The 13,530-nt window shown below is 67.1% G+C and carries 14 protein-coding genes; 8 read left to right on the top strand and 6 right to left on the bottom strand.

Annotation, left to right across the window (positions count from 1 at the left end; translation table 11 throughout):
* Nucleotides 1-1,355 (bottom strand): malic enzyme-like NAD(P)-binding protein (locus EGH21_RS13375; protein ID WP_328765637.1); only part of this gene is annotated, 1,355 nt, incomplete at its 3' end.
* Between the two features lie 223 nt (nucleotides 1,356-1,578).
* On the opposite strand from EGH21_RS13375, the gene EGH21_RS13370 reads away from it, so the two are divergent.
* The 5 genes from EGH21_RS13370 to EGH21_RS13350 all read left to right on the top strand — a co-directional run bounded on the left by EGH21_RS13370 (nucleotide 1,579) and on the right by EGH21_RS13350 (nucleotide 5,369).
* Nucleotides 1,579-2,079 carry a COX15/CtaA family protein gene (locus EGH21_RS13370; RefSeq protein ID WP_220618983.1) on the top strand — a complete coding sequence of 167 codons (501 nt, stop codon included), beginning with the start codon at nucleotides 1,579-1,581 and terminating at the stop codon, nucleotides 2,077-2,079.
* A 93-nt stretch (nucleotides 2,080-2,172) separates the two neighbouring features.
* Entirely contained in the window at nucleotides 2,173-2,970 is a 798-nt protein-coding gene (locus EGH21_RS13365; RefSeq protein ID WP_220618982.1) for a basic amino acid ABC transporter substrate-binding protein, read from the top strand.
* 4 nt (nucleotides 2,971-2,974) lie between these two features.
* Nucleotides 2,975-3,649 carry an amino acid ABC transporter permease gene (locus tag EGH21_RS13360; RefSeq protein WP_220618981.1) on the top strand — a complete coding sequence of 225 codons (675 nt, stop codon included), beginning with the start codon at nucleotides 2,975-2,977 and terminating at the stop codon, nucleotides 3,647-3,649.
* Entirely contained in the window at nucleotides 3,646-4,386 is a 741-nt protein-coding gene (locus EGH21_RS13355) for an amino acid ABC transporter ATP-binding protein (protein WP_220618980.1), read from the top strand. Before EGH21_RS13360 ends, EGH21_RS13355 begins: the two co-directional genes overlap by 4 nt.
* Nucleotides 4,386-5,369, top strand: coding sequence for an amino acid ABC transporter permease (locus tag EGH21_RS13350; protein ID WP_220618979.1), 984 nt, complete (start codon nucleotides 4,386-4,388; stop codon nucleotides 5,367-5,369). Before EGH21_RS13355 ends, EGH21_RS13350 begins: the two co-directional genes overlap by 1 nt.
* On the opposite strand, the gene EGH21_RS13345 is transcribed toward EGH21_RS13350, so the two are convergent.
* Nucleotides 5,370-5,756, bottom strand: coding sequence for a hypothetical protein (locus EGH21_RS13345; RefSeq protein WP_220618978.1), 387 nt, complete (start codon nucleotides 5,754-5,756; stop codon nucleotides 5,370-5,372).
* Between the two features lie 72 nt (nucleotides 5,757-5,828).
* Nucleotides 5,829-7,328 carry a replication factor C large subunit gene (locus EGH21_RS13340; RefSeq protein WP_220618977.1) on the bottom strand — a complete coding sequence of 500 codons (1,500 nt, stop codon included), beginning with the start codon at nucleotides 7,326-7,328 and terminating at the stop codon, nucleotides 5,829-5,831.
* Nucleotides 7,329-7,430: 102 nt separating this feature from the next.
* Here EGH21_RS13340 and EGH21_RS13335 point away from each other — a divergent pair, with 102 nt between their 5' ends.
* The 3 genes from EGH21_RS13335 to EGH21_RS13325 are packed head-to-tail and all read left to right on the top strand — an operon-like array spanning nucleotide 7,431 to nucleotide 9,389.
* A complete protein-coding gene (locus tag EGH21_RS13335) occupies nucleotides 7,431-7,997 on the top strand; it encodes a DUF7978 family protein (protein WP_220618976.1) in 567 nt (188 codons plus the stop codon).
* 42 nt (nucleotides 7,998-8,039) lie between these two features.
* Nucleotides 8,040-8,627 (top strand): type IV pilin domain-containing protein, encoded by a 588-nt coding sequence (locus EGH21_RS13330; RefSeq protein WP_220618975.1) that lies wholly within the window; start codon nucleotides 8,040-8,042, stop codon nucleotides 8,625-8,627.
* A gap of 54 nt (nucleotides 8,628-8,681) precedes the next feature.
* Complete coding sequence (locus tag EGH21_RS13325; protein WP_220618974.1) at nucleotides 8,682-9,389, top strand: helix-turn-helix domain-containing protein; 708 nt, start codon at nucleotides 8,682-8,684, stop codon at nucleotides 9,387-9,389.
* A 17-nt stretch (nucleotides 9,390-9,406) separates the two neighbouring features.
* Here the strand turns inward: EGH21_RS13325 and EGH21_RS13320 are convergent, their stop codons facing one another.
* The 3 genes from EGH21_RS13320 to hmgB all read right to left on the bottom strand — a co-directional run bounded on the left by EGH21_RS13320 (nucleotide 9,407) and on the right by hmgB (nucleotide 13,503).
* Nucleotides 9,407-10,621, bottom strand: coding sequence for a ZIP family metal transporter (locus EGH21_RS13320; RefSeq protein ID WP_220618973.1), 1,215 nt, complete (start codon nucleotides 10,619-10,621; stop codon nucleotides 9,407-9,409).
* Nucleotides 10,618-11,865, bottom strand: coding sequence for a multicopper oxidase domain-containing protein (locus EGH21_RS13315; RefSeq protein WP_220618972.1), 1,248 nt, complete (start codon nucleotides 11,863-11,865; stop codon nucleotides 10,618-10,620). Before EGH21_RS13315 ends, EGH21_RS13320 begins: the two co-directional genes overlap by 4 nt.
* 300 nt (nucleotides 11,866-12,165) lie before the next feature.
* On the bottom strand, nucleotides 12,166-13,503 hold the full coding sequence (gene hmgB / locus EGH21_RS13310) for a hydroxymethylglutaryl-CoA synthase (RefSeq protein WP_220618971.1): 1,338 nt from the start codon (nucleotides 13,501-13,503) through the stop codon (nucleotides 12,166-12,168).
* Between the last annotated feature and the right edge of the window lie 27 nt (nucleotides 13,504-13,530).

The following is a 13,530-nucleotide window of genomic DNA, read 5'->3' as shown; positions in this document are numbered from 1 at the left end:
TCGTCGTCGCCCTCCGCCAACACCACCCGCTTGGGGTCGCTCTTGGCCTTGTTGAGCACGACGCGCATCATCTCGCGGGATTTTCCGAGGCGGGCCTCCAGCCGTTCGACGTAGTCGTCGAGGTCCAGTTCCTTGCGCGCGGCGCCGCTGTCCATCGCGGCCTTCGCGACGGCGGGGGTCACCTCGAAGAGGACGCGCGGGTCCAGCGGTTTCGGGATGATGTAGTCGGGGCCGAACTGGAGGGGTTGGTCGCCGTAGGCCTTCACGACAGCGTCGGGCACGTCCTGCCGTGCGAGGTCGGCGAGCGCCTCGGCGGCGGCGACTTTCATCGCCTCGTTGATTTCGGTCGCCCGCACGTCCAGCGCGCCACGGAAGATGAACGGGAACCCGAGGACGTTGTTCACCTGATTGGGGTAATCGGAGCGCCCAGTCGCCATGATGACGCTGTCGTCACGGGCCTGCTTGGCCGTCTCGTAGTCGATTTCGGGGTCGGGGTTGGCCATCGCGAAGATGACGGGGTCGCTGGCCATCGACTGGACCATCGTCTCGTCGACGATGCCGCCGATAGAGAGACCGACGAACACGTCGGCACCGGCCATCGCGTCCGCGAGGTCCCCACCCGGCACGTCGCGGGCGAACTCCCGTTTGAACTGGTTCAGGTCCTCGTGTTGGGCGCGGTCTTCGGTGATGATGCCCGAGGAGTCACACATGGTGATGTTCGCTTTGGAGGCCCCCAGCGAGACGTAGAAGCGGGCGGTGGCGATGGCGCTCGCGCCGGCCCCGGAGAAGACGATGTCGAGGTCCGCGAGGTCCTTGTCGGCGATGTCTGCGGCGTTGACCAGTGCTGCGCCGGAGATGATGGCGGTGCCGTGCTGGTCGTCGTGGAACACCGGGATGTCCATCTCCTCGCGGAGGCGCTGTTCGACCTCGAAACACTCGGGGGCGGCGATGTCTTCGAGGTTGATGCCGCCGAAGGTCGGCTCCATCGCGCGGATACTGTTGACCATCGCGTCCACGTCCTCGGTGTCCAGTTCGATGTCGAAGACGTCGATGTCGGCGAAGCGCTTGAACAGGACGCCTTTCCCCTCCATGACTGGCTTCCCGGCCTCGGGACCGATGTCACCCAGTCCGAGCACCGCCGACCCGTCGGAGACGACGCCGACGAGGTTCCCCTTCGCAGTGTACTTGAACACGTCTTCGGGGTGCTCCGCGATCTCCTCACAGGGGGCGGCGACGCCCGGCGAGTACGCGAGCGAGAGGTCCCGCTGTGTGTTGGTCGGTTTCGTCGTCGCTATCTCTATCTTGCCGGGCGGGTCCCGGCTGTGGTAGTCGAGTGCGTCTTCGTCAAGTCCCATACCGAGACGTCGTTCCCGGTCGTCAAAAAGGCGGGTTTACCGTCAAACGACGTATTCGACAACAACGCTTGTCGAAATTCTTCGTCGGCACTGTCGCCCACGACGGCAGTTCCGGCCGCCGTGGTCGCGACCCGCTGACCGTCGGGCGCGTCACTTCGACGGCGTCGTTCGCCCGTCGACCACTCAAAGAAGGGGATAAATACGAGCACACCAAGGTTCGAGTATGACCGACCGCTTCCGTCGGCTACTCACGGTGACGACGGCGATGACCTTCGGGCTCATCCTGCTCGGCGTGTACACCGGTGCTATCGGCGCGGGACTGACCTGCGGGGCGCGGTGGCCGCTGTGTGACGGTTGGATGGGGTTGTTCCCGGCGAACTGGGCGAGTTTCGTCGAGTGGTTCCATCGGCTGGTCGCCATGATTACCGGGTTCGCCATCCTCGGCTCTACGCTCGCCGCGTGGCGCGGTGACTACACCAGCCGAATCAAGTACGCCACCGGCGTCGCCACCGTCGTCCTCCCCGTCCAGATACTGCTCGGCGCCAACACCATCATCAACTTCGGTGCGACGGCGCAGGTGCTGCACCACGCCGCCGCGTTGACGATTCTGACCGCGATGGTGGCGGCGACGGCGTGGACGTTCGACACCACCGACTCGCCCACCGAGACCACGTCGGCGAGCGAGTCGACGGCCGAGACGGACGCCAGCCCCAGTTCCGACTGACCGTCCGGTTCCGCCCGTTCTTTTCGAAGAACGTACAACACCGGTAGTAACCGGTTCGTAACACTAATCCCGGCAACCGACGATGTACCGTCTATGTCAGACAGAGGACTCTCGCGACGACAGTACCTCACCACCGTCGGTGGAACGGCAGTGACGCTCTCGGTCGCCGGTTGCTCCGGCGACGGCGGCAGCGGCGGCGACGGCGGCAGCGAACAGACCATCACCGCCGGGACTGCCCCCGGATTCCCCCCGTTCGAGATGAAGGAGGGCGGCGAACTGGTCGGGTTCGACATCGACCTGCTGGAGGCCGTCGTCGAACAGACCGACTACTCCTTCGAGGGCTGGGAGGAGTTCGAGTTCGACTCGCTCATCCCCGCACTCACCAACAACAACATCGACGTCATCGCGGCCGGGATGACCATCAACGAGAAGCGCGACGATACCATCGACTTCAGCGACCCGTACTACTCCTCGGACCAGGCCATCGTCGTCCGCGCGGACGGCGACTTCGCCCCCGAGAGTCTCTCGGACCTCGCCGACCGACCCATCGGTGCCCAGAAGGGGACCACCGGCGAGGGCGTCGTGCAGGACGAACTCGTCGGCCAAGAGATAACCGAGAGCCAGTACAACGCCTACGACAACTACGTCCTCGCGATACAGGACCTGGAGAACGGCAACGTCGACGCCGTCGTCATCGACGTGCCCGTCGCCAACACCTTCGCGGCGAACCGCCCCGTCGAGGTGGCGTTCGTCTACGAGACGGGCGAGAAGTTCGGCTTCGGCGTCCGCACCGACGACGATGCCCGGCAGGAGGCCCTCAACGCCGGCCTCTCGACGGTCCGCGAGGACGGCACCTACGAGGAACTGACCCAGAAGTGGTTCGGCGAGTAGACCGATGTTGCAGGCAGGCGACTGGGCGTTCGTCGTCGACAACCTCGACTACCTGCTGACCGGCGCGGCCGTCACCGTCGGCCTGACGCTGACCAGCCTGCTGCTCGGCTTCCTGCTGGGGTTCCCGGCGGGCGCAATCGAGGTGTACGGCGACGGCCTCGCAGAACGGTTCGTGAGCGTCGGCGGCGTCGTCCTCCGTGGAACGCCCATCGTCGTCATCATGCTCGTCCTGTTCTTCGTCGTCTCGATATCGAAGTCGGCGTTCGTGACGGCCACCGTCGGCCTCGGGTTGCGGAGCGCGGCCTACCAGTCACAGATATTCAGGGGGGCGCTCCAGAGCGTCGACGAGGGCCAGATGGAGGCCGCTCGCGCCGTCGGGATGAGCCGATTCGAGGCCATCCGCCACGTCGTCGTCCCGCAGGCACTCCGGCGGTCGATGCCCGGGTTCCAGAACGAGTTCACCATCGTCCTGAAGGACACGAGCATCGCCTTCGCCATCGGCCTCGCGGAACTGCTGACGCGTGGCTACGACCTGTTCACCCAGAGCGGCCGGTCGACGGCCGTGCTGGAGGTGTTCGTCGCCATCAGCGCCATCTACTTCGTGCTGACGTTCGGGACGAACCGGGCGCTGGACCGACTGAGCGACTACTACGCGATTCCGTCGGGTGAGAACGCATGACACTGTTACGAGTCGAGGACGTACACAAGTCCTACGGTGACGAGGAGGTACTGAAGGGCGTCAGTTTCGAGATGGACCGCGGGGACGTCGACGTCCTCATGGGCCCCAGCGGCAGTGGGAAGTCGACGATGCTGCGCTGTATCAACCGCCTGACCGAGATAGACAGCGGCGACGTCTGGCTGGACGGCACGCCCGTCTACGGCCCCGACACCGACGTGAACGAACTCCGACAGGACGTGGGGATGGTGTTTCAGGACTTCAACCTCTTCGCCCACCTCACGGCGCTGGAGAACGTCACGCTCGGCCTCAAACGGGTCCTCGGCGTCCCCGAAGCCGAGGCCACCGACCGCGCAGCCGACCACCTCGCACAGGTGGGACTGGCCGCACAGACCGACTCTTACCCCGCCGAACTCTCGGGCGGCCAGCAACAGCGGGTCGGCATCGCCCGCGCGCTGGCGATGGAGCCGAAACTGATGCTGTTCGACGAACCGACCAGCGCCCTCGACCCGGAACTCGTCGGCGAGGTGGTCGAGGTGATGCGTGACCTCGCCGAGCGCGGGATGACGATGCTCGTCGTCTCCCACGAGATGGGCTTTGCCCGCTCTGCCGCCGACGACATCCACTTCCTCGACAGCGGCCGCATCGTCGAGTCGGGGCCGCCCGAACAGTTGTTCCAGCGCCCGGAACACGACCGAACCAACGAGTTCCTGACGGGACTCCAGTCGAACGGCCACTGATGAGCGCCGAAGAGCCGTCCGTCGCCGACGAAGTCCGCACCACCGTCACCGTCGACACCGACAGACCGTGGGCGCTCGTCGGCCTCGCGGCGTTCTGGGGCTGGTTGCTCGTCCGCTGGACGAACGACTTCCTCCTCCCGGACGGGATGGCGTTCCCGAGCGAGCAGTCGTTCTTCCCGGCGGCACCGTTCAGTGCGGCCGCCGAGTCGCTCGGAGCGACGGCCGCCTCGCTGGGCCTGGTGGGTGCGCCGCTGGACGTACTCGCCGGCCTCCTCGGGTTCGTCGCCGGCGCCATCCCCTCGCTGCCGGCGCTGGCCCGCGGCGCGTGGCTCACCATCCTCCTCACCGTCGCCGGCATCGCCTTCGGGTTCGTGCTGGCAGTGCCGCTCTCCGTCGCTCGCGTCTACGGCGGCCGGGGCCTCCGGTGGCTCTCGCTGTCCTACACCGAACTCATCCGCGGGACGCCGCTGCTCGCACAGCTGTTCGTGCTGTACTTCGGCCTGCCGCTGACCCAGATTATCCGCGAGGTGCCCGGCGTCGGCGTCGGGTTCGTCCCCGCGACGGCCGTGTGGGTGGCCATCATCGGGTTCACGCTCAACAGTGCGGCGTATCAGGCCGAGTACATCCGGTCGGCGCTGGAGTCCGTCGACGTCGGCCAGTTGACCGCCGCGCGCTCTATCGGCCTCTCGAAGGTGGACGGCATCCGCTACGTCGTCCTCCCGCAGGGGCTTCGGTACGCCATCCCCGGGTGGTCGAACGAACTCGTCTACCTCATCAAGTACTCCTCGCTCGCGGCGTTCATCACGGTCCGGGAGTTGTTCTTCCAGGCCGAGTCCATCGCCAACGACACCTTCCGTTACACGGAACTGTTCGTGCTTGCGGCGCTGTTCTACCTCGCACTGGTCGTCTCGGCGTCGCTCCTGATGAACCTCGTCGAGGAACGGACGTCCGTCCCCGGTATCGGCGGGAAGCGACAGGCCTGACTACCCCTCGTCTTCGACGACGTACGCACCGAAGTCCTCGGCGGTGCCGACCGGCGGCGCACCGAACGCCACCCACACGTGCCGTGTCTCGGTGTGGTTGCAGAGGTTCCTGACGGTATCCTCGTGGACGCGGACGACGCCGTCCCGCGGCACGTCGTGTACCTGCCCCTCGATGGCTATCTGGCCCTCTGTCAGCGCCACGAACACCTCTTCTTGGCCCTCGTGGGTGTGCGGCGTCGTCACCTCGCCCGGGTCGACGACGACCTGATTGACGCGCACCTCTTCGGCACCGAGCGGTTCGGTGAGGCGCCTGACCGTCGACTCGCAGGTCTGGAACTGGTCGTCCGGCACCGTCTCGGGGTCGACGATGCCGTAGCCGTCGCTCATGACCGGGTCGTGGGCGCGCCGACAGAAAGCGACGGGACGGGAGTATGACTGGCGTTTATGTGTGGTGAGGCGTCACATGAAGTCCGAGAGTCCCGACTGCTGGTCGTCCTCGTCGGCGGCCTCGCTGTCGGGCACTTCGTCGTCCTCCTCTGTCTCTCCCTCCTCTCCTTCGGCGGAGACCCCACCGAGGGTCGCCTGCGAGTCGTCGTCACCGTCTCCGTCCTCGGCCTCGTCGTCCGCACTCGCCTCGGCACCGCCCGCCGACCCGCCCGCGAACGCGCCGCCGGAGTGTTCCACGGCGGCCTCCTCCTGCAACCGTTCGGCGTCCTCGACGATGGACTGGACCTTGTTGGTGTCCTCGCCCGACCCCGTGACGAAGGCGACGTGTTCGGCCTCCATCTCGTAGGTAGCGGCCATCGCCACCGTCAGTTCGCGGTTCGTGCAGTGGTGGGTCATCGTCGCGAGGAACGGCATGATCTCCCGGCGAGCGGTCCGCATCGAGACGCCGTCGACGGCGGCTATCTGCTGGGCGACGTAGTCGCGGGTCTGGCGCGTCCCCTTCGAGCGGCCGAGTTTCGACCAGTAGGAGGGCGGGCCGTAGCGGGTCCACCCGCCCTTCGTGCCGTCGCGGGCGGCGGCGACGCCGGCCGTCATGTTGTCGCCGGCGTAGCGCCAGAACGAGTAGTTCTGCGTCGCTCGCACCCGGCCGAGCCACCGGTCGGCGTTCGAGAGGAACTCGTAGGCCGTCGCGAGTTCTGCGCCCTCGTAGTCTTTGGGCATGTTGTCCTCTATCCAGTTGATGAGGTCGTCGGGCGTCTCGTCGACGTCGTAACTGGCCTTCAGCGCCTCCTCGGCCGACCCCTCCTTCAGCACGATGTCGAGGTACTCGAAGATGCCCTCGGAGGTGTCCCGTTCGCCGGAGACGTAGTCGTCGGCCTCGATACGGTCGCGGCCCTCGGCGGTCGCCTGCAGGTCCTTGATGGCCCCGCGCAGGTCGCCGCTGTTCTGCTCGGCGATGTCCTCGATGACCGCGTCGGTGTACTCGACGCCCTCCTTCCGGCAGAGGTCACGGAGCACCGGGACGATAGAGCGCTTCTGCACCGCCGAGAACTCGATGTCCTGACAGTTGTTCCGCAGGGAGTTGGACATCTCGTAGTACTCGTTGGCGATGAGAATCATCGGCTGGTTGGCCTCCTTGACCAGCGAGGCGACAGCGCGTGCGCCCCCGCGGTCGGCGTTGCCGTGGATGTTGTCGGCCTCGTCCATCACCACGAGGCGTCGCCCCGCGCCGCCGGCGGTGAGCGTGCCCGACTTCGCCGCCTCGCCGGCGACCTGTTCGATGACGTCTTTGGTGCGTGAGTCGCTGGCGTTGAGTTCGATGGTCGGCCAGCCCATGTCGTTGGCCAGCGCGTGAGCGGCGGAGGTCTTGCCCACCCCGGGCGTGCCGTGGAGGACGACCGCCTCGCGGTGGTTCTCCCACGTGTCGGCCCACTCCTTCAGCGCGTCGCGGGCCTTGTTGTTGCCCCGTACCTCCGAGAGCGTACTCGGGCGGTACTTCTCCGTCCAGTCCATTGAATCGTGGTTGGTGCGACCGGCGTTTAGGGGTTGCGGACGTGCGCGTCCCGGCGTCCGGCCCGAAGACATTTGTCGCCGGCAGGCGGCGTCTGACCCGTCATGAACGAAGACAGCCGTAGCTACGTCGCCGCCGCGGCCGCCGGTGCCGTCGCGTTCGTCCTCGCGTACGTGCTGGTGTACGCCCTCAGCATCTCCGTGGTCAGGGACTCGATACTGACCGGCATCGCCGAGGCGTTCGGCGACGAGAACGCCGCGTGGAAGATAGTCGGCTGGGTGTTCTTCAACGCCCAGTTCGTCACGACGACCATCACCGTCGACGTCCCGTTGCTCGGTGGCACCGACGCGGTGAACTTCGTCGCCGAGAGCGACGCGCTCTCGCCCATGCTGTACCTGATTCCGCCTACGCTCCTGACCGCCGCCGGCCTCGCGGTCGCTCGCCTCGACGGCGCGGTCGAGACGGCGCGTGCGCTCCGTGTCGGCCCGGCGGTCACGCTCGGCTACCTCCCGCTGGCAGTCGTCGGGGCACTGCTGTTCGCGGTCAGCGTCGGCGAGGGGAGCGGTGGGTCCCCCGACCTCCTGACCGCCGTCGTCCTCGCCGGCGTCGTCTACCCCGTCGTCTTCGGGACGCTCGGGGCCGTCATCGGCACGGCTCTCGGCGGCGACTGACGGGCCGAGCGTTTACGTGGGAAGGCGCGGCCACGGACGACCGTGGGACGTCGATACCCCAGTCAGACCGGCGACGAGCGAGCGGTCACGCCCGTGGTAGCGGTGGTGCTGCTCGTCGCGCTCGTCGTCGTCCTGGCCGCGTCGGTGACCGCCGCCACCGTCGGGTACGCGCGTGACCTGCGCGACCCGGCACCGACCGTCGCCCAGTCCAGCGGCGAGTTCGAGCGGTACGCGACCGGCGGCGGCCGCTACACCGACCAGATAGTGCGCGTCACGCACCTCGCCGGCGACCCGTTACGCGTCGCCGACCTCGAACTGGTCGTCGACGCCAGCGACGCCTGCGGGAAGACCGGTCGGTTGGTGAACCTCCCCGCGGCGGGCGACGACTTGCGGCCGACCGACGAGTACGTCCGTGGCGACGACGTCTTCGACAACGCCTACGACGCCGTCGAGGGGCCTATCGGGACGGGCGACGTCGACGACGACGGGACGTGGAGCGCCGGCGAGACGGCCCAGTTCCGCCTCGCGACGAGCGAGTGTTCCCTCGACGCGGGCGAGCGATTCACCGTCCGCCTCGTCCACACGCCGACGGGCGCCGTCCTCGTCGAAGAGTCGCTGACGGCGTCCTGATGGGGACCAGCGTTCCGGTACGTTTTTGTTCCAGTCCGTTAATCTTGCTAACTAATGACACGCGGCGCGCGCGCCCAACTCGCCGAGAAGATAGCCGGCGAAGTCGCACTCAGCGACGACCCGGGGGCGACTCTGCGGAAGTGGCGTACCGACTTCGGCGTTGCACAGACGGAGTTGGCCGACCGGTTGGACGTCTCACCGTCGGTCGTCTCCGACTACGAGAGCGGGCGTCGGGACAACCCGGGTATCGCCGTCGTCCGGCGACTCGTCGGGGCGCTCCTCGACATCGACGAGGAGCGAGGCGGCGACCACATCCGGCAACACGCCCGCGTGCTGTCCTCGGGGTTCGACAGCGACGTGGTCCACGACCTGCGGGAGTACTCGGCCAACGTCGGGGTCGAACGCGTGTACGAGGCCATCGGCGCCGAGGAACTCCATCGCGGCGGACAGGACACCGTGGCCGGCCACACCGTCATCAACTCCATCGCCGCCATCACGCGCCTCTCCTCCGACGAGTTCTACCAGTTGTACGGCCAGTCGACCAACCGGGCGCTCGTGTTCACGAACGTCACCCGCGGGGAGTCCCCGCTCGTGGCGATGCGGGTGGTCTCGCCGACGCCGAACGCCGTCGTCCTCCACGGCCTCGACAGCGACGACGTGTGGGACAAGGCGGCCGAGTTGGCGCGCATCGACGACTTCTCGCTCGCGGTGACGGACCGGGACCTAGAGGACGTGCTGGACGGGTTGCGAAGCCTCCCGTAGAACCGGGGTCGCGCCGCTCAGAGCGCGACCAGCAGGTCCGTCGCGTACATCACCGCGAGGCCCGCGAAGAACGCGAGCAGGTTCGCTGGCGTCACGAGCGACCCGCGGCGGCGGACCATCCGCCCGATTTCCCAGTTCACCTGCAGGATAGCGCCGACCCCGATAGCGAGGAACAGCGCCCCGAGTGTCGGCGAGAAGGCGACGCTCCCTATCCACCCGCCGAGGATGACCGGTGCGCCGGCGAGCGTTCCGAGCGCGGCGAAGTGCCACAGCGAGGGGCGGTCGCCCTCGGCGACGGGCGCGACCACTGCCGGTCCTTCGGTGACGTTGTGAATCATGAAACCGACGACGAGGAACGCGCCCAGCGAGACGCGCCCGAGCGCCACCGAACTCCCGATGGCTAACCCCTCGGCGAGGTTGTGCAGGCCGATGGAGAGAGCGACGAGATACGCGAGCCCCAGCGGGCGCACCTCGCCGGAACTGTTCCACTCCGAGACGGCCTGCACCAGCAGTAGGGCACCGAGGATACCGAGGACCACCAGCAAGTTGCCTTCGAAGGCACCGGGCACCTCCGCCGCCAACTCGAACGCCTCGAACCCGGCGTCGAACGCCAAGAACCCGAGAACGCCGACCGCGAACAGCAGGATGGCGTGCAGGGAGCGGTCGCTCATGTCCCGCATGACCGGAAACCACAGCATCCCGAGCGCGACGGGGATGACCCCGACGAACAGGCCCACGACGGCCAGCAGACCCAGCAGTTCGCCGGTCAGCCCCGGCGACACCTGCGGTGCGAGAATCGTGTGTGCGAACGTCGCCCCGTCACTGAGGACGAGGGCAGTGTGGAGGTCCCACCCCGGCGTCCAGTGGTACGGGACGACGATACGGCCGCTCTCCATCGGCGCGAGCGTGTTCGTCGCCTCGCCGCCCGCGAACATCGTGAAGTCCCAGTACGCGTCGTTGACGAGTACCTGACTGACCGTCACCGGGTCCGGCCCGTTGTTGGTCACGTGGAGGACCACCGTCTCGTCGTTCGGGAGCGACGTGTGCGTCACCGTGACGTCGGGGAGCGCACCGCCCGTGGCGAGTCCTGCGAAGGGATTGAGCAGGACGAATCCGGCGACGACGACGGCGAGCAACACCAACGGCGTGACCGCGCCGACCCATCGCGGGAGGCCGAACGGCATCCCCCTTCGTGAGACGGCGGCGCCGCCGTCCGTGCGCTGGTCGCTCATGCTTGCACCTCGAAGAAACTCATCCAGCCCAACTCGGCGAACTCCGACTGGTGGGCGTGGAACATGTACAGTCCCGGCTGGTGGTCCGAGTAGTCCAGTTCGACGATGCCGCGCTGTGCCTGACACTGCATGACAGTGTCGACGGTCTTGTGCGTGGGCATGAGGGTCGTCCCGTGGTCGTAGTAGTCGAAGAACTGCGAGTGAGTGTGAAAGGAGTTGATTGGGTCGAACTCGACGGCGTTTATCAGGTACACCCGCTGGCGCTGGTCGCGCCGAATCCGTATCGGCTCGACCGTCTCGCCGGCCTCCCACTCGCCGTTCTCGGCGTCGGTCGACCCGACGCCGTAGGCGAACGCCCGCGTGTTCGCGGCGTACACCTCGTTGTCGCCGTCGAAGTTGGTGTCGAACCCGTTCATCACCATCACCATCTCGTCCACCTCGTCGGCGCGGTACTCGTGGTTGCGCAGTTCGGCCTCCTCGACCAGTTCCGCACGCAGGTCGTCGGTCATCGGACCGTGGTAGTTGACGTAGTCACGGGGGTTCTCTCGCACGCGCTCCGGGTCGGGGTCGATAATCATCGTCCCGTAGAGGCCGCGATGGATGTGCTCTTTCAGCGGCATCGAGTGGCAGTGGTAGAAGTGACAGCCCGCCGGTTGGGCCTTCCACTCGTAGACGAACCGCTCGCCCTGTTCGATGACGCCCGGCCCGTTCTGCGGGATGCCGTCCATCCGCGGGTTCACGTTCTTCAGGTGCGGGTGGATAGTGTGGGGATGTTCCTGTCCGTTGGTGAACCGAATCCGGACGAGTTCCCCCTCGACGGCCCGCAGCGTCGGGCCGGGGACCTGCCCGTCGTAGGTCCACGCCGGGAACGTGACCCCCGGCGCAATCTCTATCTCCCGGAGCGACGCGTCCAGTTCGAACTCCCGGACTCGCTGTCCGTTCTCCGTCTGCACGGTTCCCGTCTCGAACGTCCGGAGGAACTCGTGCGGGTCGAAGTCGGCCGACTGGAACTCCCCGACGACGCCGGCGCGCCCGTGCGGTGACTCGTCGTGGTCGCCGGACGCCGTGGCGCCGCCGGAGAGGCCCACGGCGCTCGCGCCCGCGAGACCGAGGCCGCCCAGCACTGCACGACGGCTGACGGCCGCGTCGTCTCTGACCGCCCCGACGAGTCGCTCCGAGAGCGACCCGGTGAGCGCCGCCGCGTCCTCGCGGTCACCGCCCGACCGTGGCCCTTCGTTGACCATCAGACACCACCGTCCGTGGGACTCGGCCACCGAGTCGTCTCGACGCGGGAGTGTGTTTTAGCCATAGTCATAGAATAGATTAGACGCGTCTAAACAAAGGTCTGTTGGTGAGTGACACACTTCACGGTTGACGGCTGTACGAGCCCCCGTGACGGGGTGAGCGGCGTCGAGACGGTGATGTGTCTCTCGGCAGCGGTCGCAGTGGAAAAGTCGTCACGTTCAGAGGTCGCGGCGACTAGCTCTCTACGGATCCCGACGGTCGCCCCCTCACCTCGGACCCGCCCCCGCTTCGGTTCCTCACTACTCCACGTACCGGTACTTCCGTTCGCCCATCCGACCCCAGCCGTCGAAGACGAACTCCGACTCCGGCGCGGTGAACTCTTCGACGTCGGCCTCGGTGTCGTGGTTGTGGACGTCGTGAATCTGCTCGTACTCCTCGAAGGAGAGGTCGTACCGTTTGCGGTTCTGCTCGTCGATGTTCAACTGCGCGATCTCCTCTTCCCAGCCGGGGACGACAGTCTCGGCGTGGACCTCCGCCTGTGCGCCGGACCCGTACGAGGCGACCAGTAGCTGCTGTCCGTCCAGTTCTCGGCCGTTCTCGCGGGCGTGTTTCAGCCCGGCGGCGCGGGCGATGTGGACGGACCCGGTGTACCAGTTGCCCACCTCGCGCGATATCTCCAGCGTCGGGTCGATAGTGTCCGCGTACCAGTCCTGATAGCGTTCCGTCTCGGTCAGCGCGTCGGTGTACTCCCGGATGGCGTCGCGGAACTCGTCGTCGGACTCGAAGTCCTCGCGCATCGGCTGGTGGCCGATTTCCTCGGCGACGAGGTCCTCGACGTCGGTGCCGCGGATGATGTGCCGATAGCCCAGCGCCGCGGCCTTCCGGACCATGCCGGGGAACGGCGTGTGGAACGGAATCAGCGGGTAGTCGTCGGGGTGGATGTCGCCGACCTGCGAGGCGAAGTCGTCCAGCGCCTCGCGCATCCGGGCGAGGTAGACGTTCACCGAGCGCTTGCCGTCGACCGAGGGGAACTGCTGGTTCGGCTTGAGGAAGTCCGTCTCGTCGGCGCTCCCGAACCCCTGTTCGGTGGAGAGTTCCACGAGACTCGGCTCCTCGTCGACGAGCATCGCGACGGCGCCGGCCCCCTGCGTCGCCTCGCCGGGGTCGTCGCGGGCGTACAGCGCCGTGTCCGTGGCGATGACGATTGCTGCGCGGCCGCGGTTCCGGCCGGCGCGAATCCAGTTATACGCGTCGTCGAGGCTCTGTGTCCCGGAGATACACGCGAACTTCCGCTCGCCCTTGTTCGCGTGGTGGAAGTCGCCGTCGTACACCTGTTCGAGACACCCCGCGACGTACGTCGAGACGGGCTTGGAGTTGTCGAAGGAGGACTCGGTCGCCACGTCGATGCGGCCGATGTCCTCCGGTTCGAGGCCCTTGCGCTCCATCAGTCGGTGGGCGGCGTTGGCCGCCATCGTCACGATGTCCTCGTAGACGTCGGGGAACGAGGAGGCGTGCAGACCCAGCCCCTTCGTGTACTTCCCGGGGTCGTCGCCCTGGGCCGGCGCGAACGTCTCGGCGAGGTCGAGTTTCAGCTTGCCTGTCCATATCTCCATCGCGTCGATACCGACTGCTGTCATGGGTGGAGGGTCGACGGGGGCGGTTAA

The organism is Haloarcula rubra, from assembly GCF_019599465.1.
GTDB lineage: Archaea > Halobacteriota > Halobacteria > Halobacteriales > Haloarculaceae > Haloarcula > Haloarcula rubra.
This window is presented reverse-complemented; position numbering and strand designations above follow the sequence as displayed.